Source organism: Puia sp. P3, from assembly GCF_050632245.1.
GTDB lineage: Bacteria > Bacteroidota > Bacteroidia > Chitinophagales > Chitinophagaceae > Puia.
Genome location: NZ_CP192583.1, coordinates 1,888,754 through 1,909,186 on the forward strand (window position 1 = coordinate 1,888,754; position 20,433 = coordinate 1,909,186).

At 54.9% G+C, this 20,433-nt stretch carries 21 protein-coding genes; 12 read left to right on the forward strand and 9 right to left on the reverse strand.

All coding sequences use genetic code 11. The features are described from left to right. The first annotated feature begins 10 nt into the window (after positions 1-10). The 6 genes from ACQ86N_RS11455 to ACQ86N_RS11480 all read left to right on the forward strand — a co-directional run bounded on the left by ACQ86N_RS11455 (position 11) and on the right by ACQ86N_RS11480 (position 7,719). Entirely contained in the window at positions 11-778 is a 768-nt protein-coding gene (locus tag ACQ86N_RS11455; RefSeq protein ID WP_431215265.1) for a response regulator transcription factor, read from the forward strand. Continuing rightward, positions 735-1,217 (forward strand): hypothetical protein, encoded by a 483-nt coding sequence (locus ACQ86N_RS11460; RefSeq protein WP_431215266.1) that lies wholly within the window; start codon positions 735-737, stop codon positions 1,215-1,217. The genes ACQ86N_RS11455 and ACQ86N_RS11460 overlap by 44 nt, the downstream gene beginning before the upstream one ends. 19 nt (positions 1,218-1,236) lie before the next feature. Further along, positions 1,237-1,890: a sensor histidine kinase gene (locus ACQ86N_RS11465; RefSeq protein WP_431215267.1), complete on the forward strand. Its 654-nt coding sequence runs from the start codon at positions 1,237-1,239 to the stop codon at positions 1,888-1,890. A gap of 180 nt (positions 1,891-2,070) precedes the next feature. Next, entirely contained in the window at positions 2,071-3,462 is a 1,392-nt protein-coding gene (locus tag ACQ86N_RS11470) for a TolC family protein (protein WP_431215268.1), read from the forward strand. Between the two features lie 8 nt (positions 3,463-3,470). Next, positions 3,471-6,746 carry an efflux RND transporter permease subunit gene (locus ACQ86N_RS11475; protein WP_431215269.1) on the forward strand — a complete coding sequence of 1,092 codons (3,276 nt, stop codon included), beginning with the start codon at positions 3,471-3,473 and terminating at the stop codon, positions 6,744-6,746. After that, positions 6,736-7,719 carry an efflux RND transporter periplasmic adaptor subunit gene (locus ACQ86N_RS11480; protein ID WP_431215270.1) on the forward strand — a complete coding sequence of 328 codons (984 nt, stop codon included), beginning with the start codon at positions 6,736-6,738 and terminating at the stop codon, positions 7,717-7,719. Before ACQ86N_RS11475 ends, ACQ86N_RS11480 begins: the two co-directional genes overlap by 11 nt. Positions 7,720-7,927: 208 nt before the next feature. Here ACQ86N_RS11480 and ACQ86N_RS11485 read toward each other — a convergent pair whose 3' ends face one another. Continuing rightward, positions 7,928-9,250 (reverse strand): glycosyl hydrolase family 8, encoded by a 1,323-nt coding sequence (locus ACQ86N_RS11485; RefSeq protein ID WP_431215271.1) that lies wholly within the window; start codon positions 9,248-9,250, stop codon positions 7,928-7,930. 348 nt (positions 9,251-9,598) lie between these two features. Here ACQ86N_RS11485 and ACQ86N_RS11490 point away from each other — a divergent pair, with 348 nt between their 5' ends. Continuing rightward, on the forward strand, positions 9,599-10,567 hold the full coding sequence (locus tag ACQ86N_RS11490) for a Kelch repeat-containing protein (protein WP_431215272.1): 969 nt from the start codon (positions 9,599-9,601) through the stop codon (positions 10,565-10,567). 19 nt (positions 10,568-10,586) lie between these two features. Here ACQ86N_RS11490 and ACQ86N_RS11495 read toward each other — a convergent pair whose 3' ends face one another. The 7 genes from ACQ86N_RS11495 to ACQ86N_RS11525 form a co-directional block, all read right to left on the reverse strand. Then, the gene (locus ACQ86N_RS11495; RefSeq protein WP_431215273.1) at positions 10,587-12,092 is read right to left on the reverse strand and encodes a T9SS type A sorting domain-containing protein; all 1,506 of its coding nucleotides are present in this window, start codon (positions 12,090-12,092) and stop codon (positions 10,587-10,589) included. Between the two features lie 133 nt (positions 12,093-12,225). Then, a complete protein-coding gene (locus ACQ86N_RS11500; RefSeq protein WP_431215274.1) occupies positions 12,226-12,957 on the reverse strand; it encodes a penicillin-binding transpeptidase domain-containing protein in 732 nt (243 codons plus the stop codon). Continuing rightward, positions 12,848-13,282 (reverse strand): hypothetical protein, encoded by a 435-nt coding sequence (locus tag ACQ86N_RS11505; RefSeq protein ID WP_431215275.1) that lies wholly within the window; start codon positions 13,280-13,282, stop codon positions 12,848-12,850. The genes ACQ86N_RS11500 and ACQ86N_RS11505 overlap by 110 nt, the downstream gene beginning before the upstream one ends. 123 nt (positions 13,283-13,405) lie before the next feature. Beyond that, positions 13,406-13,576, reverse strand: a complete 171-nt coding sequence (locus tag ACQ86N_RS11510; protein ID WP_431215276.1) for a hypothetical protein — start codon at positions 13,574-13,576, stop codon at positions 13,406-13,408. Between the two features lie 46 nt (positions 13,577-13,622). Then, positions 13,623-14,507 (reverse strand): transglycosylase domain-containing protein, encoded by an 885-nt coding sequence (locus tag ACQ86N_RS11515; protein ID WP_431215277.1) that lies wholly within the window; start codon positions 14,505-14,507, stop codon positions 13,623-13,625. Between the two features lie 67 nt (positions 14,508-14,574). Next, the gene (locus ACQ86N_RS11520; RefSeq protein WP_431215278.1) at positions 14,575-15,294 is read right to left on the reverse strand and encodes a LytR/AlgR family response regulator transcription factor; all 720 of its coding nucleotides are present in this window, start codon (positions 15,292-15,294) and stop codon (positions 14,575-14,577) included. Then, positions 15,291-16,076, reverse strand: a complete 786-nt coding sequence (locus ACQ86N_RS11525) for a sensor histidine kinase (protein ID WP_431215279.1) — start codon at positions 16,074-16,076, stop codon at positions 15,291-15,293. The genes ACQ86N_RS11520 and ACQ86N_RS11525 overlap by 4 nt, the downstream gene beginning before the upstream one ends. A 37-nt stretch (positions 16,077-16,113) precedes the next feature. Between ACQ86N_RS11525 and ACQ86N_RS11530 the strand changes: the two genes are divergently transcribed. From ACQ86N_RS11530 to ACQ86N_RS11550, 5 genes are all read left to right on the forward strand, one after another. Further along, complete coding sequence (locus ACQ86N_RS11530; protein WP_431215280.1) at positions 16,114-16,326, forward strand: hypothetical protein; 213 nt, start codon at positions 16,114-16,116, stop codon at positions 16,324-16,326. Between the two features lie 153 nt (positions 16,327-16,479). Further along, positions 16,480-17,274, forward strand: a complete 795-nt coding sequence (locus ACQ86N_RS11535) for a hypothetical protein (RefSeq protein WP_431215281.1) — start codon at positions 16,480-16,482, stop codon at positions 17,272-17,274. Positions 17,275-17,628: 354 nt separating this feature from the next. Further along, complete coding sequence (locus ACQ86N_RS11540) at positions 17,629-19,104, forward strand: ammonium transporter (protein ID WP_431215282.1); 1,476 nt, start codon at positions 17,629-17,631, stop codon at positions 19,102-19,104. Then, positions 19,079-19,561, forward strand: a complete 483-nt coding sequence (locus ACQ86N_RS11545) for a YdcF family protein (RefSeq protein WP_431215283.1) — start codon at positions 19,079-19,081, stop codon at positions 19,559-19,561. Before ACQ86N_RS11540 ends, ACQ86N_RS11545 begins: the two co-directional genes overlap by 26 nt. A 10-nt stretch (positions 19,562-19,571) precedes the next feature. After that, a complete protein-coding gene (locus ACQ86N_RS11550) occupies positions 19,572-19,730 on the forward strand; it encodes a hypothetical protein (protein WP_431215284.1) in 159 nt (52 codons plus the stop codon). Between the two features lie 35 nt (positions 19,731-19,765). Here ACQ86N_RS11550 and ACQ86N_RS11555 read toward each other — a convergent pair whose 3' ends face one another. Next, positions 19,766-20,419, reverse strand: a complete 654-nt coding sequence (locus ACQ86N_RS11555; RefSeq protein WP_431217365.1) for a hypothetical protein — start codon at positions 20,417-20,419, stop codon at positions 19,766-19,768. Positions 20,420-20,433 lie beyond the last annotated feature (14 nt).

A 20,433-nucleotide genomic window follows, 5' to 3' on the forward strand; every position in this document is an offset into this window, starting at 1 on the left:
TTTTTGCGGTATGAAGGTCCTCATCATCGAAGACAACCAGGAGCTGACCCGGAATATCCGAGATTTTCTGGCGAGAGAGGGATATATCTGTGAATCCTGCGAGACCGTGCAGGAGGCGAAGGAAAAGCTCAGCCTTTTTAAGTATGACTGTATCCTGCTGGACATCGGGCTGCCGGACGGCAGCGGCATCGGCCTGCTGAACCTCATACGCGCCGACCATAAAGAGAGCAATGTGCTGATCATTTCTGCGAAGAATGCTCTGGACGACAAGATCATCGGGCTGGAGAAAGGCGCGGATGACTATATCACCAAACCCTTCCACCTGGCCGAACTTCACGCCCGTATCAGGGCCGTCTACCGGAGGAAGAATCTTGGGGGCGCCAGTATCGTGGAGTTCAACGAGATCAGCCTGAATACCGATACGTTCGAGGCCCGTATCAACGACGCGCTGCTGGATATGACGCCAAAGGAGTTCGACCTCCTGCTGTATTTCCTGGTCAACAAGAACAGGGTGCTGTCGCGGCAGGCGATAGCCGCGCATCTGTGGGGGGACTATACCGACAATCTGGCAAATTTCGATTTTGTCTATCAGCACGTAAAAAATCTGCGGAGGAAGATCAGCAATGCGGGGGGATGGACTATATCAGCACCGTATACGGGCTGGGGTATAAGTTTAATTCGCACAAACAGGAATGAGACTAACCACAAAATTTACGCTCTGGTATTTCGGCATCATGCTGATCGTGCTTCTCATCGGGGGTGCGATCGTCTACTATGAGATCCAGTGGAAGATCAGCAGGGTAGAGGTTGCGAGACACGAGCGGCTGAACGATATCATCGCGCAGCAGATAAAGGAGGGCGGCGACTATACGGGGCACCCCACCCGAAGAAGAGCTACGATCACGCGGATCCCGGCGGATTCGATGCCCCGCGGGATCAGTTCGTACTACACCAGGGGTGTCGGGTGGAATCCCGAGTTCCAGGGGCGCGAATACCGGCTGGTGGTCACTTCTTTCTACACCATCGGCAGCGTACACTACCGGGTATCGACCTATTCATTTATTCCTTCTTTTTACCAAGCTGCTGCCCGGCGTTGTCGATTCATTCAAATGGATACTCTTATTGTTGCTGGTGCTGGTAGTCATTTCGGGTGGGCTAATCTCGAAATATATTCTTGCGCCCTTCAAACGGACCCTGCGGGTCATTCAGTCCTTTGATCTCAAGCAAAAGCAGCCTATGCGTCTGCCGGGGACCAGCACTTCCGAGTTCAGGGAGCTCAACGGGTTTCTGCTGAAGATGACCGACAAGGTGCGGGAGGACTATCAATCGTTAAAGGAATTTACGGAGAATGCCTCACACGAGTTGCAGACGCCGACGGCGATCATCCGGGGCAAGCTGGACCTGCTCATGGAGTCGGATATCCATGACGAGCAGGCGGTGCTGATCGCAGAGATGCAGAATGCCCTGGAGCGGCTGAGCCGGATACACAGCTCGCTGACCCTGCTGACAAAGCTGGAGAATCAGGAGTATGAGGCGAAGGAGCCGGTCAATTTCAGCCGGCTGCTGCGGGAAGGGCTGGCGTCTTTCCAGGAGCTGATGCAGATGAAAGCGCTGCGGCTGGTGGCCGAAATAGAAGATAAAATTTATATACCGCTGCACGCTTCACTGGCGGATCTGCTGCTGACCAATCTGATCAGCAACGCCATCCGGCATAACGAAGGGACGGGTAACATCTTCGTCCGGCTTCGCCGCGAAGGGCTCGTCATCGCCAATTCCGGCCGGGAGCCGCTGGTGCCCACGGAGGAATTATTTGAACGGTTCAAAAAGGGAACCCCGGCAGCGACTCTATCGGTATCGGGCTGGCAATTGTTCGCCAGATCTGCGATATGAGCCATTTTGATATTATATACGAATACCGCAATGGTTTTCACATTTTGGCGATCTCCTTTCTACTCCGGCAGGATGCTTCAAAATTACTTCAAAATCTTTCGCTCCCTTTACACTGAATTACACGGGGCTCCCGACTCTCTCCGCTTGTCTTGCCGGACATTAAATTTTGATTAAAGAAGAATGAAAAAAATAGTGCAATTACTGCTCTTTAGCTTATTGACCGGTGGCGTCAGTGCACAGGTACTGACACTAAAACAGGCGGTTCAGACCGCGATGACCAATTATGGTAGTATCCGGGCCAGGGCCAACTATGTCAAAGCCTCCCAGGCGACCGTAAAGGCAACGAAGCGGGAATATCTTCCGGATATCAATTTTGCGGCGCAGCAGGACTATGGTACGATCAACAGCAATTTTGGTCCGCTGGCGGCTTATAAAATCCCCGGCGTATCGTCTTCGGGTCCGGTGCTTGGCACCCAGAACTGGAATGCGGCTTTTGGCGCGCTCTATCTGACGAATATCAACTGGGATTTTTTCCAGTTCGGCCGGGCGAAGGAAAAGACAAAAGTTGCGCAGACCGTGCTGGGCAGGGACCAGGCCGATCTGGATCAGGAGCGGTTTCAGCAAAGCGTGAAGGTCTCGGCTGCCTATCTCAACCTGCTGGCGGCCCAGGAGCTGGTCGTTTCCCAGCACAAGAACCTGGACAGGGCCGTCTCTTTTCAGACGGTGGTCACGGCCAGGGCCAAGTCGGGTCTCAACCCCGGAGTAGACTCCTCTCTGGCAAATGCCGAGGTCTCGAATGCGCGCATCGCGCTGACCAATGCCATCGAGTTTCAGCAGGAGCAGGCGAATCAGCTGGCGCAGCTGATGCAGGTGGCTGCTCCCGACAGCAATAATTTTTCCCTGGACAGTCTTTTTGTCTCGAAGTTACCCGGTGCGCTCGGCGCGGCTCCTGCGCAGCCTTTCGAGCAGCATCCGCTGCTGAAGTATTTCCGCGAGCGGATCAGCGTCAGCGACGAACAGGCAAAATATCTCAGAAAGTTCAACTATCCGACCTTTTCTCTTTTCGGGGTATTTCAGGACAGGGGCAGCGGATTCGGTTCGGGCTATGCGGCGAATCAGAGCGCCTATACGAGCGACTACCTGAAAGGTATCAGCTTTGGCGTGGCGAATTATGTTGTAGGGGTCGGTGTCACCTGGAATCTGACCACTCCGGTGCGGATACACGAGCAGGTGGCGGCCCAGAAATGGACTTCGGAGGGGCTGAAGGAAGAATACGGTCTGATCAACCAGCAGCTGAAAGCGCAGATGGTCCTGTCCGAGACGAGGATCAGGAACGCGGTAGACAATTTTCACGAGGCTCCGATACAGGTGAAGGCTGCCAGCGACGCCTATCTGCAGAAGACGACGCTGTATAAGAACGGTCTGGCGACGATCGTCGACGTCACGACGGCGGCACTCGTTCTCAACCAGGCGGAGACGCAGCGGGATATCGCCTTCAATAATGTATGGCAGGCCTTGTTGTTCAAGTCGGCCTCCAGCGGCGATTTTAACTTGTTCTATAACGAATTCTAAACAAGACAATGGGATTAATCAGAAACGCGCTTAGAAAACCTATTACTATCCTGGTGCTGGTAGCCGGCCTGCTGTTCTTTGGTATCGCCGCGGTCCGCTCGATCAAGATCGATATATTCCCGGACATGAACCTGCCGGTGATCTATATTTCCCATCCTTATGGCGGTTTCACTCCCGACCAGATGGAGACCTATTTCGGGAAACAGTATGTGAACCTGCTGTTATACGTCGGTGGCGTCAAAAGTATCGAGTCCCGCAATATCTATGGGTTGACCCTGCTCAAGCTGACCTTTTATGAAAATACGAACATGGCGCAGGCGGCTTCGGAGGTAGCCTCTTATACGATCCGGGCACAGGCCAGCTTCCCACCCGGGTCGCAGCCGCCCTTTATCCTGCGTTTTGACGCCTCGACGCTGCCGGTAGGTCAGCTGGTGCTAAGCAGCCCCAAAAGGACCAACAACGAGTTGCTCGATCTGGCCAATATATATGTACGGGCGCAGTTCAGTACCGTCCCGGGGCTTGTTTCTCCCGCCCCTTTCGGCGGAAACGTACGTACCGTCGTGATCAAGGCTGATCCGGAGCTGCTGCGCAGCCACAATCTCACGCCGGACCAGCTGGTGGAAGCGCTGCGGATCAATAACCAGGCTACTCCGTCGGGTGTCGTGCGTATCGGCGACTACAACTATTTTACGCCTACCAATACTACTATCAAAGAGATCAAAGATTTTGGCAATATCCCCATTTACGCCAACGGCGTCCAGAACCTCTACCTGAAGGATGTCGCGACCGTGGAGGACGGGGCGGACGTAACGGCGGGCTACGCGCTCATCAATGGGAAGCGGTCTATCTATCTTCCCGTCACCAAGTCGGCAGCGGCCTCTACCTGGGAGGTGGTGCAGGGGTTGAAAAAGGCGTTGCCGAGGTTCCAGTCCCAGCTGCCGGAGGACGTCAAGCTCAGCTATGTATTCGACCAGTCGGTGTATGTGATCAATGCGGTGAAGAACCTGCTTACGGAGGGCGCTATAGGAGCCATACTGACGGGGTTGATGGTGTTGCTGTTCCTTGGCGACCCACGGGGCGCGACGATCGTGATCCTGACCATACCCATCTGCGTTATCTCCGGTGTACTCTTCCTTAATTTATTCCATCAGACGATCAATATCATGACGCTGAGCGGCCTCTCGCTGGCTATCGGGATATTGGTGGACGAGTCGACCGTGACCATTGAAAATATTCACCAGCATCTGGCGATGGGCAAGCCGAAATCGCTCGCTATCTGGGATGCTTGTCGGGAGATAGCGTTCTCGAAGCTGCTGATCCTGATGTGTATCCTGGCGGTATTTGCGCCGGCCTTCACGATGAACGGCATACCAGGCTCGCTGTTCCTGCCGCTGGCCCTGGCTATCGGTTTCTCGATGATCACGTCCTATCTGATGGCGCAGACTTTTGTACCGGTCATGGCGAACTATCTCATGAAGGGGCATCATAAGAAGGGACAATATGCTTCGGACGAGGAAGAGTTCCGTGCTTCGGGACTTACGGCTGCCGACGAAAATGATGCGGCAGAAGAAAAACACAAATCGTTGACCCACGGCTCCGGTAAGGACGGGAAGCTGACGGGATTCGACAAATTCAGAAACCGGTTCATTCGATTTATCGACCGGATAATGCCCTGGCGTACGCCCGTCGCGATCGCCTATATCCTACTGGGTCTTGGCGGGGCTTATCTGCTGATCAACAGCATTGGCCGAGACGTATTGCCCAAGTCCAACACCGGCCAGTTCCGCGTGCGGCTGCGTGCCCCGGATGGTACGCGTATCGAAAGGACGGAAGAATATATGCTGAAGACCCTGCGGATGCTGGACACGCTGGTAGGACCTAATAATGTAGACATTACTTCGGCTGTGGTGGGCATGCACGCGGGTCAGTTCTCCACGAGCCCGATCTACCTGTTCATGGCTGGTCCGCAGGAGGCCGTATTGCAGGTGGGCCTGAAGGAAGACTTTAAAGTGAATATGGATGATCTGAAGGAGCGTTTTCGGAAAAAGCTCGCGGAGGATGTTCCTGAGTTCACGCCTTCTTTCGAGCCGATAGAGCTGACCGACAAGATCCTCAGCCAGGGCTCGCCGACGCCGATCGAGATAAGGGTGTCAGGTAAGAATAAGAAGTTGAATGAAGTTTACGCCCGGAAGGTCATAGACAAGCTAAAGGAGATACCTTATCTGCGGGACATCCAGATCGCGCAGTCTATCCGGTATCCGGCAATCGATATCGATATCGACAGGATCAGGGCGGCGCAGTTGGGCACGAATGCCGCTACGGTCGGCCGGTCGCTGATCGCGGCCACCTCTTCATCGCGTTTTACGGAGAAGAACGTCTGGCTCGACGAGCGGATCAACCAGTCCTATTCCGTACAGGTACAGGTACCCGAAAATAAGATGAGCAGCGTACATGAGATCGGTGAGGTCCCGGTGCAGCCCAATGCACCGCATCCGTTGCTGAACGAGGTGGCAACCCTGAAGGTCGATTCCGTCTATGGAGAGATCGATGATATCGGTGCCAATCCGCTGCTGTCGGTCACCGCGAGCCTTAATAAAATTGACCTTGGCAGGGCTTCGGTCGATGTGAAAAAGGCCCTTGCTTCGCTGGGCAAGCCGCCGCGGGGACTGAGCATCGAGATGAAGGGGCTTACCGAAGTATTGACAGATACGCTGGACAGCCTGCAGACCGGTCTGCTCACGGCGATCGTGGTCATCTTCCTCATGTTGGCGGCCAATTTCCAGTCCTTCAAGGTATCGCTCGTAACTTTGTGTACCGTACCCGCCGTTCTGCTGGGTTCGCTGGCCCTGCTGATGCTTACGGGGTCTACGCTCAACCTCCAGTCGTACATGGGTATGATCATGTCGGTGGGTGTGTCGATCTCGAACTCGGTGCTGCTGGTCACCAATGCCGAAGACCTGCGAAAACATTCCGGCGATGCGCTTGCCGCGGCGCGTGAGGCTGCCGCGGTTCGTCTGCGTCCCATTCTGATGACCAGCGTCGCGATGGTCGTGGGTATGATCCCCATGGCGTCGGGACTTGGCGAAGGTGGCGACCAGGCGGCACCCCTGGGGCGTGCCGTTATAGGCGGTCTGATTGCCTCCACTTTTGCCGCGTTGTTTTTGCTGCCGCTGATCTTTGCATGGGTACAGAGAAAGACCGGCACCGTTTCCGTCTCGATGGATCCTGCCGATAAAGAAAGTAAACATTATATACCGTCATTATATGAACAAAATGAGAAATAAATTAGTCTTAGCTGCGGCCGGTGTCTTACTGACTGCAGGCTTATTCAGCAGCTGTTCGTCCTCGGACGGCGAAGAGCGCAATCCGGGAAAGGCCGAGGCTGCCCATAGCGATAGTGCGGCTGCTGTGGCGACTTTTGCGCTGCAGAGGGGCCGGCTGTCCACCAATCTTTATACACCGGGAGAGCTGATCGCTTTTCAGCAGGTAGACCTTTATGCCAAGGTCAGTTCGTTTGTCAAAAAGCTATACGTCGACGTCGGTTCTGAAGTAAAGGAGGGGCAGCTGCTCGTGACCATGGAAGCGCCCGAACTGGCTTCGCAGCTGGCGAGCGCCCAGTCCCGCGTGAAATCGCAGGAAGCACTATATATTGCCAGCAAGGCCAATTATGACAGACTGGTGGAAACCAGCAAGACGCCGGGAACCATCTCTCAGAACGATATCGACCAGGCGGATGCGCGCCAGAAGTCCGACATGGCGCAGTGGGATGCGGCGAAAGCTGCCTACAGCGAGGTAGCCGAGACGCTGAAGTACCTGGAAGTGCGGGCTCCATTCAGCGGCATCATCAGCAGTAGAAACGTCAATCCGGGAGCTTATGTCGGTCCGTCTGGGAAGGGATCTGAGCTGCCGATGTTCACGCTGCAGGAGCAAAAGCATCTGAGGCTGGTCGTTAGTGTTCCCGAGGCGTATACGGGGTTTTTGTCGCAGAAGGACCAGGTCAGGTTCACCGTGAAGGCGTTGCCCAGTCAGGTGTTCACGGCGAAGGTCAATCGTCTGGCGGGTGCGCTGGACAGCCGGCTCCGGTCTGAACGTACAGAGATGGACGTATATAATGACAGCCGAAAGCTGTTGCCGGGAATGGTTGCGGAGGTCAGTCTTCCGATGCCGTCGCAGGACAGTACGTTCCTCGGTGCCTGTCACGGCGGTCGTCAATTCGACCGAAAGGGTCTTTGTGATCCGGGTAGACAGCGAACATAAGGCGGAGTGGCTGGACGTGAAAACGGGTCGCTCGGAAGGCGGTAAGATGGAAGTCTATGGGAATTTGAAACCGGGCGATCAGTTGGTGAAAGTAGCGAGCGAAGAGCGTCGAAATGGTTCCCCGATAAAATAAAAAGGCCCCGTTCGGGGCCTTTTTTATGGAGCCCAATAGTTACCTGAAAGTATGATCAGATTGATCATTTTAATGCTATTGTCGTAGTAGTCGAAGTCTTTTCGTTTGAACTGGACGATATAGTCCCAGAGTTTGTTCAGCCATTGCTGATTCTCCTGGCTGGCAAGTGGCTGCGACGGCGAAGGGGCAGATGAAGCAGAGGGCTTCAAAATAGCGGTGGGGGAGGTCTTCGCCGGACAAATTGTAACCCGCGGAGATATTGTTGGGTTTGCCCTGGGTGGTGGTGCGGATCCAGGGATTGAGGCGGGAAAGGAAGGCGGCGGCCTGCGGGTCGCCGGAGAGGAGGAAGTCGGTGGCGATGCGCCAGGGCACGCGGCAGGCGTTGAAGTTGTACAGGCCGTCATACTGCGACTCCAGATAGTGCGGCTGGGCGGGGATGGCAGAGATCTTTTCGACGGCGCTGGTGTCGGGCAGGTCTCCGTCGCCGCGGCTATCGCCGGACATGGCGGCGCCCTGTCCAACAGGCGGCTGGCCGCCGGTGCCCGTGATAAATACGTTGGGCGGGGGAGGAGTGATATGGATCGCTTTGATGAAGTCGGGAACCAGTCCGGCTTCGGGGCTATAGGTATCCTGGAGGTAACGGAAGACCTTATAGTTATTGGCGATGGCGGTATCCCAGAATGCATCGCCCGATGCTTTGCGGAAGGCCCGCAGGTGGTCGGGCATAAAGTCGGAGGAGCGCATGTCGAAATAGTCTTTGCTGCGTTTGCTCCAGCCGTTGCTTTCCATGACGATATAGGTATCGGGATTGACTTCCTGGTGGCGGATGGCGTTGATCATTTCCAGCGCTTCCTCGCGATAGGGAATCGTGGTATGTGTTCCCCACTGTGCGTCGGCGAGCAGGAGGGAGTAGGCGATGTCCATGTCGCCGTCGGTTGCGGTCCCGCCGTCGAGGCTTTGACAGTCTTTTGTTTGTGTCCAGGCCATGAGGTGTGCGCTGGTCGTCGCGGGGTGCGATTTATAGAAATTAAAGAGCGCGTCATAGGTGGCCTGGGCGCCGGGGTCGTAGCCGGCCATGAGGGCAACGACCATCATTCCATATCCCTGGCCTTCGGAGACGCAGATATTGGTGCCTCTGGTGCCTTCGAACCAGACATAGGCTTCGTTGGGGGCACAGCTATAGCGGATATAGTGTTGTTTCCATTGGCGGTAGAACGAGCGGACGCTGTCATCCATCGTCTCCTGGCTGATATGGTCGGGCAGAATGGTCCCGGGACGATAGGGGACGTGCTGGGGAAAAGGCCGGGATGGAGCGTTGTCGCCCGGCGGGTTTGCGGAAGCTGTTCTGCCGGACGAGTCCGGAATGTTAAAGGATGCGGTGGCAGACAATAGAGCCAAACACACCAAAGCTGTTTTTATTCTGCGCATTGTACCGTGGAAATTTTGAAACAAAGAGACAATTCCTGACAATACAAACACCCTGCCATTTCTTGCAGGATGTTTGCCAGCGGTTTGTTAACATTTCTTAAAGGAAAGTTTAACAAGTTGCCGTGCATCACTATTTAACGTCGGTTACTCTTAGATAAGTCTCCCATCGGATAGTATATTTTTTTGCCTTTTTCGGCGGTCTTTGCCGGCTGCATGGCGGCGGCATGTAAACTAACGTTTATGTATAAGTGAATTTAAAACCAACAATATGAAACTGACCCCGTTATTGTTAGCTACGCCCCTTATTCTTTCTTTTTCGTGCAACCGTACAGGTTTGCCGAACACCCGCTAGGCAACTGGGTGCAGGCTGCGGCGATCGGGAATGCTCCGCGGAGCAGTGCGGCCTGTTTTGTCATCGGCAATACGGCCTATGTGGGACTGGGCTATAACGAGTCGCTCACCCAGCCGGGCAGGCTAAGGGATTTCTGGGCATTCACCGTCGAGACGGGGTGGACGCAGGTGGAGGATTTTCCCGGTGAGCCGCGCAGCAATGCGGCTGCATTCGCGATCGGCAACAATGGTTATGTCGGTATTGGCTGGGACGGGTTCAGGGTCTTTCAGGACTTTTATTGTTATGACCCGGCGGCGCATCGGTGGACGCGCAAGGCCGATTTTCATGATCCCCGCTATGACGCGGTGGGCTTTGGGCTGCAGGGGAAGGGCTATATCGGAACGGGCTACAACGCCTATAGCCGCAACGATTTTTATGCATACGATCCCGCCGCGGATACCTGGACGCTGGCGCCGGGGACTTCGGGAAATTTCTCCAAGCGGCGTGGGGCGGTCGCGCTTGTATACAAAGACAAGGCCTATATCGTGACGGGGTCGAACAATGGGGCGATGGTGAGGGATATGTGGTCTTTCGATCCTTCGCAGGCGGCGCCCTGGCACGCGCTGGCCAATATTACGAATACGGATCCGGCGACATGGGACGACGACTATACGGATATACAGCGCGAACTGGGTACGGCATTCATCAACGGTGACAAGGCATTTCTGACGACCGGCAGCAATGGGACGATGCAGACGTCCACATGGAGCTATGATTTTGCCGGTGACCGGTGGAGCAGGCGTACGGCTTATCCCCGGTCGCCGCGCACGGGAGCTGTGTCTTTTACCCTCGGGGGTTTGAGTTTTGTGGGGTCCGGCTTCAGCGGCAGTAATGCGACCTTCGATGATTTTGACCAGTTTCAACCGAACACGCCGTTCAACGCAAATGATTTCTAGCGTGTGACTCGAATGATTTCTAGCGGACGAGGATGATCTGTTTGGCGAGCGTGGTCTGGAAATCCGACAGTCGTACAAGGTAGGCGCCAGCGGGCAGGGCTGTGAGGGCCATCTGCTGACGGCCTTCCAGCGCAGGCCAGTCCTTCTCCTGGAGGCGGCGACCATTCATGTCAAATACTTCCAGACGCGCCTGGCGGATCGTTTTCGACGTCTCGACAAAGACGCTGCTGTTCTCTATTATCGTCGGGTAGATGCGGGTCGGCGTGGTGCTGTGTCTGAGAAGGGTGGCGACGCCGGAGTAGTTGGTCCTGCCGTCGATGTCGACCATTTCAAGACGATAATAAACCATTCCGTTATAGGGGAAGACGTCGGTATAGGAATAGTCCTGTATCGTACTGGCGGGGACTGTGCGGATGTCCTGGTAGTTCTGTCCGTCCGTGCTTCGCTGAATGATATAGTGGTCGAAGTCTACGGCGTTGGTGGCTGCCCATTTCAGGAGGGTTTGGTCTTCCGTGGCTGCCGTAGCGGTCCATCTGGTAAGGGTCACCGGCAGAAGCGTAGAGGACATGGCGAAGGTCACGCGGTTAGCACCGCCATTCTCATAGTATTCGAGGACCATATTTTTGGTTCCGCTGAGTGTGGCCGTATAGGTAGACGTCGTATAGGCGTGGTCTGCCCAGTTGTTGATGACCCAGGTAGAGCCGCCGTCGAGGCTGAACCGGTAACCGTCGTCTCCTCCGACGGTGATGATATAATTCCCATAGGGCAGGTTTTGCTGCAGCATATAGCGGGCGCTGAACTGTTCGGTCGCTACATAGCAGCTATTCGTGTAGTAGTTGCCGTTACTCGTGCCAAAGCTCTCGTCGAATGTGGGGTTGTTGGTCGCACCTTCCGTAACGTCGCCTTTATAGGTATCGAAGTTGACGCCCTGGTAGAGGTGTCCCTGCCAGACGTTGTTGGAGCCATAGGCGGTCGGCGTTCCGCTGCCCGCGCAGTTGAAGACCAGGTTGAAACTGACCCGGTTGCCGCCGCCGTTCTCGTAGTATTCGAGGACGAGGTTGGTCGCGCCGCTGAGCGAGACGGTGATGCTGGTGGTGGCATACCCATGGTCGCCCCAATTGTTGATCGCCCGGGTGGACCCGCCGTCGAGGCTGAGGCGGTATCCGTCATCGCCGCCTACGGTGATGGTATAGCTCCCGTTGAGAGACTGGGTCAATTTGTAGCGCATGCTGAACTGTTCGGTGTAAACGCTGCAGCCGTTGGTAGGGTAGTTGACCTGGTCGCCGCCAAAGCTTTCGTCGAAATTGGGGCTGGAGGCGGAGCCTTCGTTGACATATCCCTGATAGTAGTTGAATGCTGAGCCTTTGTAGGCATAGCCGATCCAGACATTATTTGTTCCGTAGGCATTCTGGTTTCCCTGGGAGGTTGCGCAGGCCTGGGCCATTGTCCGATGGGTGGAGAGGGTCAGGAGGATAAAAATCGCGGCGACGTGTCGTTTTACAAAGGATACGAAAATAGGGTTCATTTGTTACAGTTTAATAGGCAGTCCTGCGTATTACCAGAGAAGTGCCAAACTGTAACCTGTTGATTGATAATGTGTTTCGGCCATTCGAGGAAGGGAATTCGTCTCTCAATGGGAAATCCGTCCAGATGTTGGATCAGTACTGACCGGACCGGGTCTTTGCGGTGGTATCGATGATGTACTGGCTGGCGTTGCCATTGCCCTGGTCGACGCCTTCGGCTCCGGGGGGAGGCGTTTTCTCGATGATCCCGTCGCCTCCGGCGTAGAGGCTGGAGGGAGGAATGCTGTCGGGTTTGGCGAAGCGGGCGTTGCGGTTGAGCCCGAGCGATTTATCGGCGAGGGCGCTCTGCATGAAGTATTCCCAGATAGGACGGGCGGCCTGTCCGCCGTCGCCGACGCCGGCGCCCATATGAATAAAGCGGTCGTCGCAGCCTACCCACACACCCGCGAGCAGTTGGGGGGTATATCCGATAAACCAGGCGTCGGAGTTGTCGTTGGTGGTGCCGGTCTTGCCACCCATTTCGGCGAGGCCGAGGCGTTCGCGCAGGCCTTTTGCGGTACCGAAGTCGACGGGTCCCTGCATCATCCGGGTCATGGTATAGGCGGTCACCTGGTTGAGTACCTCTTTTTGTTTCGAGGTAAAGTCGGCCAGGAGGTTGCCGTGTTTGTCTTCTATACGGGCGATATAGTAGGGTTCGACATTGAGCCCGCCGGAAGGGAACATGGTATAGCCGCTCATCATCTCGTAGAGTGACAGCTCACAGGCGCCGAGCGCGAGGGAGGGATAGGGCTGTACCGCGGTAGGTATATTGATCTGCTTCAGGAACTCGGCGAAGCGATCGGGGCCTTTGGGGCCGAATGATTTCATGATATACGCCGCCAGCTTCGTTGATCGACCATGTAAGACCGGTAGCCATAGTGCGGGTGCCGCTGACGTTGGGTCTTGCTTTTGCAGGTACGTAGGCGTTGTATTCCGGGAAGAACTGCTGGACGGCCTCGCATTCTGTCTCGGGTGTGAAGTTGAAGTCTTCGATGGCAAGGCTGTACAGAAAGGGTTTGATGGAGCTGCCGACCTGGCGTTTGGTCGAGAGGTTGACATGGTCGAACTTATAGGTCCTGAAGTCGATGCCGCCGACCCAGGCCTTTATTTCTCCGGTCAAGGGGTCCATGACCATAAAGCCCGTCTGGAGCATTTGCCGGTGGTATTTGATAGGAGTCCAGCGGCGTCATAACGGTATCTTTTTCGTGGGTCGGGGTCCAGGCGAAGACCTTCATCTTTACCGGCGAGTTAAAGCTGGCGCGGATAGCCGCTTCGGTCATCCCGGCGTCTTCGCTGGTGCGCCAGCGTTCGCTGCCGCGCATGGCGGCTTCCAGTATATTGGCGTGGTCCTGCCATACTTCGCCTTTTTGATGGCCGTACGGGAGTCCAGCTGGCGCTGGAGGACCGGCATCTGACGGGCAATGGCCTGGTCGGCGTACTGCTGCATGCGCGGATCGATGGTGGTATAGATCTTCAGGCCGTCCTGATAGAGGTTATAGAGGCTGGCCGGTGGCCGGGTTGGTATGCTCTTTACACCATTTCTTCAGGTCGCCGCGCAGGATATCGCGGAGATAGGGCGCTACGCCGTTGTTCTCGTCCAGCTTGCGGTAGTGGCGTATATCAATGGGCTTTGCCTTGAGGGCGGTGGCTTCCGCTTCGCTGATGAAATTATGGGACGCGAGGCGGTTGAGGACGACGTTGCGTCTTTCGGTCGCGGCCCTGGGGTTGGTACGCGGGTTGAACAGGCTGGGGTTGTTGACCATGCCTACCAGCACGGCGGCTTCGTCGACGCTGAGGTCGGCGGGTTCTTTCTGGAAGAAGGTGCGGGCTGCGCCGCGTATCCCGTATACGTTGTCGCTGAAGGAGACGTCGTTCAGGTAGAGTGCGAGGATCTCTTCCTTGGTGAAATTGCGTTCCAGCTGGATGGCGATGATCCATTCCTTCAGTTTCTGGATGACGCGGCCGATCTTATTGCGGGAACGCTCGCCGTTGAACATATTCAGCGCGAGCTGCTGGGTGATGGTGCTTCCGCCTCCGTCCCTGCCCAGTTTGATAACCGCCCGGAGCACGGCTTTGCCGTCGATGCCCGAGTGTTCGTAAAAATGTTCGTCCTCGGTGGAGACGAGGGCATGGACGACGTTGGGAGAAATATCTTTATAGTCGACGTGGACGCGGTTACCTCTTGCCGTATAGTATTTTCCCATCGAGCTGCCGTCGTCGGCGTAGACTTCCGAGGCGAGGGTGAGGGATGGATTTTCGAGTTCGTGCAAAGACGGCAGTTTGCCGAATACGCCCGTAGCGATGCAGGTGATCAGTGTGATAAGGCCGACCAGGCCGACAAAGAAGAGGGCCCAGAAAATACGGATGACTTTGCGCATGATGTAATATCGGTAAATACCCGAAAAAATTGCACAAAAGGGGGTTAAATTCCCTGGCCGTGGCCCGTTAAAATACCCGCTGTTTTATCCGGTTCATAAAGGCCTCGCGGAACTTCTCGCTGATGGGTATTTGTATGGTCCCGATGTGGACGTGATTGTCTTTTATCGCATCCAGCCTGGATAAATTGACAATATAGGAGTTGTGTATGCGGGCGAAGGAGGCGGACAGCTGGTCTTCGATGTCTTTTAGCCTCCGGTAGATGAGCAGGCGCTGGTCCGGGGTGACAATACGGGCGTATTCTTTTTCGCCTTCGATATAGAGGATGTCCTTTAACAACACCTTTTGGAGCACCCGGCCGGATTTGACGAAGAAATATTCTTCCTCTTTTAAGGGTGCAGGGGTAGGTTCGGCGGCGCTGGCCTTGGCGAAGAAGGCTTCGATCTTCTGCATGGCGGTGTAAAAGCGTTTCAGCGTGATCGGCTTCAGGAGGTAGTCGATTGTCGGGAAGGAGTAGCTTTCGGCGGCGTACTCCGAATAGGCGGTCGTAAAGACGATATGGGTCGACGACGGGAGGAGGGCTGCCATTTCCATACCGGTCAGCCGGGGCATGTTGATGTCGAGAAAGATGAGGTCAAGATCGACCTTACTCGTCTTGAGCCAGGCGAGGGCTTCCCGGGCATCATAGCATTTGGCTTTGATATCCCAGTTAGTATTTTGCTGAATTAACATTTCCAGCAGGCTTACTGCGTTGGGTTCGTCGTCGACGATGATGCAGCTTAGGGTCATACGAGCGGAATTTTTAGACGGGCCTTAAAACAGGTGTCTGTGCTGGTGACGTCCAGCTCAAAAAGGCTTCCGTACAGTAAATTTAGCCGTTTTTGAAGGTTTTTCAATCCGGACCCTTCCTTGCCGAAAAAAGGCGGGTTTTTGGGCAGGACGTTCTCTGTGAGGAAGAGCAGGTTTCCGTCCGAGGTCTGCAGTGACAGGCGGATATGGTTGCCTTCGGCGCCCCGGTCGATTCCGTGTTTGAAAATATTCTCAACGAAGGTCATGAGCAGCATAGGCGGGAGGAAGGGGTCGCCTTCGCAGTTCTTTTCGAACTCCACTCTTACGCCGTGGCGTATGCGAATCTCTTCGAGAGCGATATAGTTCTCGAGGAATTTGATCTCCGTCGACAGAGCGACCCTTTCCTTTGGGCTTTCGTCCACGAAATAGCGCATGATATCGGAAAGGCGGCCGATCAGGAGGGCTGTCCGGGGCGCCTCCCGGTAGGCCTCGTAATATATATTGTTGAGGGTATTGAAAAGGAAGTGAGGCTGTACCTGAGACTTGAGCAGGTTCAGTTCGGCCTGGCTTTTTTGTTCGAGCATCTGTTCGGCCTGACGCTTCAGCTTGAAATACGCGATTGCGATCCGGAATACGAAGCTGAGGAGGTAGATAACCAGGCCGGTGGCGATAAAATAGACGAAGGTCTCCGCGGTAAGGGATTCGGGTTTCCCCTTCATAAAGTAGTGGTTGTACAGCCAGATGGAGAGGATCGCGCGGCCGGTGCTGACCGCGACCAGCATGAGGATGGCTCCGGCTGTGTAGGCCAGTGACCCGGCCTTGCTCGTAGAGCCTTGGAAAAAGAAGGGTGATATTGCCGTAGATGATTATAGCATAAAAGAAACTGTTCATAGCGCTGTAGGTGAGCGCCTGAACAACTCCGTCCATGGGGAGATAGGAGAGGAAGTTCAGCAGGAACAGGGTACCCCATACGAGCAGCTGCAGCTGGACCGGGGTGGCGTTGCGAAAAGAAATGCGCATGCGCAAAATTAGGCGGTTTTTTGCCCGGAGAGACATCTTTTCAGCGATCGGGGGCCTGTTTCAATGGTTGGTGATTTGGGGGATGGCTAAATAAAAAGGCGCAGGGATTGAATGCATTTCTGGGGGTTGCGGAGAGGGGAGAGATTTGCCGCATAAATTCTTTTTATGCGTCTATTTTATCTGTTTCTGATCCTGATATTTTTGCTGCTTACGGGCAGGGTGATCGCGCAAAAGGCGGCGGATACCGTTCGTCCGGGCAAGGGAGCTCTGGTCGGCCGCTCGCTGCGGACGGGGCTAAGACAATATTTGTTATGCTATCAGGACCCGAAGAATGACCGGAAGCTGACCTTCTGGTACTGGCTGCGGGACGTCTCTATACAGAACCAGGGAGGAAGGGAAGTAGTAGTTATCACCCAGCACTGGTATGGCGGAGATAGCGGCAGTTACAGGCGGGTCTATTCTATCAATGACGCCGGGGATTTTGCGCCGTTGTATCACCGCGAGCTGGTGAAGGGTAGGCTGAACGCCTATGACTGGAAGGCGGATGGGATCTCGGGGGCCGACAGCGTGGAGGGCAATGCGCAGAAAGGTTTCCGCCTTGCGTTTGACCAGCCCAACTACAACTGGAATCTGGATATCGAGACATTCGAGCCTTTGCCGCTGGCTGAGGGCAGGGCATTTCTGATCAACTTCTATGATGCGGGGTACGGGACACCCAAATATGTGCGCTACAGCGTCGCGGGCAGCGAGCGGATCAGGCTGATCGACGGACAGGAGGAGGACTGCTGGGTATTATATACAGAGGACAGTGAAAAGGGCTATTCCGAGAGGTACTGGATCAGTAAGAAGGACCATGAGTTCCTGAAGGAAGAAGATCATTTCAATGGGATGACCCGGTATAAGATCAGGATGCCGGATACGATGCCCGATATCCGGAAGGGATTTGGCCCGCAGGGGTAGGGATAGAAGGCTCTTTTGCCTTCTCCAGGTGCCGTGCCAAAAAAAACGAGGATTTTTTAACCTTCCGATATTATATCGGGAGGTTATTTTTTTCAAAATAGATGGCTTTATATGACATAAATAATAGGAAAAATTCAATAGGGGCCTATTTTTTTGGGAAAATTACGAATAATTGTAAACGGGTTGTTAACGGCAGAATGCATAAAGGATTGTTTAATAATCATTTAACAATGTCATTTGGTCGTATTATAGTTATTTTAAATTTCAATGATTTATGGCTTACTTCAAATTTTCCATATCTTTATCGGAGAATTTTGGATATTAGTTTTTTATTAATATGAAATCCTGCAGATTATGAGCAAAATCACTCTTAAAAGGTTCTTACCCTTCTTCTTACTGGTGGCGGTAGCCATCGTGGCCGTCTTTATTCCCAGTTTGCCGACCAGTGTTGACGATGGTAAGTATAATCAGGCGGACATTACCTGGATACTGGTAGCTACGGCCCTGGTATTCCTGATGACTCCCGCCCTGGCCTTTTTTTACGGGGGCATGGTCAATCGCAAGAACGTTCTTTCGACGATGATGAAGAGCGTGGTCGCCGCCGGTGTGGTTGGCGTCCTGTGGATCGTGGTTGGCTACAGCCTTTGTTTTGGTGATTCGATCGGCGGGGTCATCGGCAATCCGATGACGCATCTCTTTTATAAAGGCGTGGCAACCGGTCCGGCATGGGGTCCGGCTCCGACCATTCCCAAGTCCCTGTTCTCCATGTTCCAGCTGATGTTTGCGATCATCACGCCGGGGCTGGTGGTAGGCGCCATTGCCGAGCGGATGCGTTTCTCGGCGTATGTGCTGTTCACGGTACTGTTCAGCCTGCTGGTCTATGCACCACTGGCGCACTGGAGCTGGCATCCGGACGGCTTTCTCGCCAAGATGGGCGCTCTCGACTTTGCCGGTGGTACGGTGGTTCATATCTCTGCCGGCTGCGCCGCTCTCGCGGGTGCGCTGGTGCTCAAACGCAGAAAAGTTCATATCGAGCGTCAGGAGACGCATCCCGCGAATATCCCTTATGTACTGATCGGTACGGGTCTGCTGTGGTTCGGCTGGTTCGGTTTCAACGCCGGCTCTGCCCTGAGCGCGGGTTCCCTGGCCGTCAGCGCTTTTTCCACTACGAATACGGCCGCTGCCGCTGCGGGTCTTTCCTGGATGTTCTTTGACGTAATGAGGGGCAAGAAGCCTTCCGTCGTCGGTTTCTGCGTCGGTGCCGTAGTCGGTCTGGTTGCCATTACCCCGGCTGCCGGCTATGTAGCGATACCCCAGAGCATCTTCATCGGTGTATTAGCCGCTATCATCTCGAATATGGCCGTTCATTTCAAGGCGACCAAAACGGTCCTTGACGATACCCTGGACGTTTTCCCCTGTCATGGTCTCGGCGGTATCGTAGGGATGCTGCTGACCGGTGTTTTCGCGACGGTGACGATCAACAAAGCTGGCGCCAATGGTCTGGCTTACGGTAACGCAAGCTTCTTCTTCACGCAGGTGAAGGCCATGCTGATCGCTGTCGGCTATAGCTTTGCAGTCTCCTACGGGATCTTCAAACTGATCAATTTCATCGTTCCGCTGCGCGTAAGCGAAGAAGAAGAGGAAGAAGGTCTCGACGCCAGCCAGCACGACGAAAAGTATACGCAGGGTACCCTCCTCGGTTGCTACGCCCAAAGGGCTGGAAGAGCACGAAGTAATGTAATTTTCATCCGATTTTATAGCGAGGCCGGTCGATTGACCGGCCTTTTTTTATATTTGCCCCACTATGATCACTCAGGAAGTACTTGTTGAAGCAAGAAAACTGTGGGACTATCACCATCTGTACCACAAGCCGGCCCCCTCGGACTGTATACTGGTACTCGGAAGCCATGACCTCCGGGTGGCCGATCGCGGGGCCGAACTATATCTGGAGGGCCTGGCGCCCATCCTGCTTTTTTCCGGGGGGCTGGGCTATCTGACGAAGGGGTTATGGACAGAGCCGGAGGCGGACCAGTTCGCCCGTATCGCGCTGGACAGGGGAGTGCCCTCGGAGGCGATCTTTATCGAGAACAGGTCTACCAATACCGGCGAGAATATCCAGTTCTCCCGCCGAGCTGCTGGAGGAGAAGGGATTGCACCCAGCCAGTTTTTTGCTGGTGCAGAAGCCGTATATGGAGCGGCGCAGCTTTGCGACGTTCAAAAAGCAGTGGCCCGACAAGGAGCTGCTGGTCACCTCTCCGCAGATCGCATTCGAGGACTATGCGAATGAAGAGATACCCATGGATCGGGTGATCAACAGCATGGTGGGCGATCTGCAGCGGATCCGGGTCTATCCGGAGAAGGGGTTCCAGATCCCGATGGAGATCCCTGACGAGGTATGGGCCGCGTTTGAGAAGCTGGTGGACTGGGGTTTTACCAATCATCTCGCGAAAGTATAGGCCCGGGATTTACCGGGTCGGCCCGACGCACGGATTTACTGATTCGCGCGAAGGCCGGAAAGATACTGGTAAATGGCCTCCTGGGAGTTGGGACCCGCGGCGGTTGAGCCGGGGAATTCCGGGTCGATGGCGACTTCTTCGGAGTGGCTGTCGATGGGTGTCGCGGCGGAGTTGTCTTCCAACTGCAGGCGGATGATGTTCCGGATCTCTTCTTTGAGGGCGGGTTCGCTGACGGGGAAGCAAACTTCGATACGACGGTAGATGTTGCGGTCCATCCAGTCGGCCGAACCGAGAAAAATCTCTTCGTCGCCGTTGTTGTGGAAGATGAATACTCGTCCGTGCTCGAGGTAACGGCCAACGATGCGGCGGATGGTGATGTTTTCGCTCATCCCGGCGACGCCGGGGATACAGCAGCAGATACTTCTTACGATCAACTGTATGCGGACGCCAGCCTGCGACGCCTCGTACAGCTTGCCGATGAGAACTTCCTCTTCCAGATTGTTCAGCTTTATCGTAATGGCCGCCGGCCGGCCCTCGCGGGCATTTTCAATTTCGCGGCCGATAAGTTCGATAAATCGGTCCAGGAGGTTGAACTGCGCGACAAGCAGGTGCCGGAATGCTATCTTCTCCGTCTTGCGCGGGTCTTTCCGTTTGCTGAGAAAGATGAAGAGCAGTTCGAGCTCGCGCATCAGGTCGTGCTGGC

Coding starts and splice junctions, on each gene's coding strand:
- ACQ86N_RS11470 (WP_431215268.1), top strand. CDS start 2,071: ATGAAAAAAATAGTGCAATTACTGCTCTTTAGCTTATTGACCGGTGGC.
- ACQ86N_RS11480 (WP_431215270.1), top strand. CDS start 6,736: ATGAGAAATAAATTAGTCTTAGCTGCGGCCGGTGTCTTACTGACTGCA.
- ACQ86N_RS11475 (WP_431215269.1), top strand. CDS start 3,471: ATGGGATTAATCAGAAACGCGCTTAGAAAACCTATTACTATCCTGGTG.
- ACQ86N_RS11455 (WP_431215265.1), top strand. CDS start 11: ATGAAGGTCCTCATCATCGAAGACAACCAGGAGCTGACCCGGAATATC.
- ACQ86N_RS11525 (WP_431215279.1), bottom strand. CDS start 16,076: ATGCTGGTCGCGGTCAGCACCGGCCGCGCGATCCTCTCCATCTGGCTG.
- ACQ86N_RS11515 (WP_431215277.1), bottom strand. CDS start 14,507: ATGCGCAAAGTCATCCGTATTTTCTGGGCCCTCTTCTTTGTCGGCCTG.
- ACQ86N_RS11465 (WP_431215267.1), top strand. CDS start 1,237: ATGCGTCTGCCGGGGACCAGCACTTCCGAGTTCAGGGAGCTCAACGGG.
- ACQ86N_RS11500 (WP_431215274.1), bottom strand. CDS start 12,957: ATGAAATCATTCGGCCCCAAAGGCCCCGATCGCTTCGCCGAGTTCCTG.
- ACQ86N_RS11495 (WP_431215273.1), bottom strand. CDS start 12,092: ATGAACCCTATTTTCGTATCCTTTGTAAAACGACACGTCGCCGCGATT.
- ACQ86N_RS11520 (WP_431215278.1), bottom strand. CDS start 15,294: ATGACCCTAAGCTGCATCATCGTCGACGACGAACCCAACGCAGTAAGC.
- ACQ86N_RS11460 (WP_431215266.1), top strand. CDS start 735: ATGCTGATCGTGCTTCTCATCGGGGGTGCGATCGTCTACTATGAGATC.
- ACQ86N_RS11540 (WP_431215282.1), top strand. CDS start 17,629: ATGAGCAAAATCACTCTTAAAAGGTTCTTACCCTTCTTCTTACTGGTG.
- ACQ86N_RS11510 (WP_431215276.1), bottom strand. CDS start 13,576: ATGCAGCAGTACGCCGACCAGGCCATTGCCCGTCAGATGCCGGTCCTC.
- ACQ86N_RS11505 (WP_431215275.1), bottom strand. CDS start 13,282: ATGCTCCAGACGGGCTTTATGGTCATGGACCCCTTGACCGGAGAAATA.
- ACQ86N_RS11550 (WP_431215284.1), top strand. CDS start 19,572: ATGGATCGGGTGATCAACAGCATGGTGGGCGATCTGCAGCGGATCCGG.
- ACQ86N_RS11535 (WP_431215281.1), top strand. CDS start 16,480: ATGCGTCTATTTTATCTGTTTCTGATCCTGATATTTTTGCTGCTTACG.
- ACQ86N_RS11545 (WP_431215283.1), top strand. CDS start 19,079: ATGATCACTCAGGAAGTACTTGTTGAAGCAAGAAAACTGTGGGACTAT.
- ACQ86N_RS11555 (WP_431217365.1), bottom strand. CDS start 20,419: ATGCGCGAGCTCGAACTGCTCTTCATCTTTCTCAGCAAACGGAAAGAC.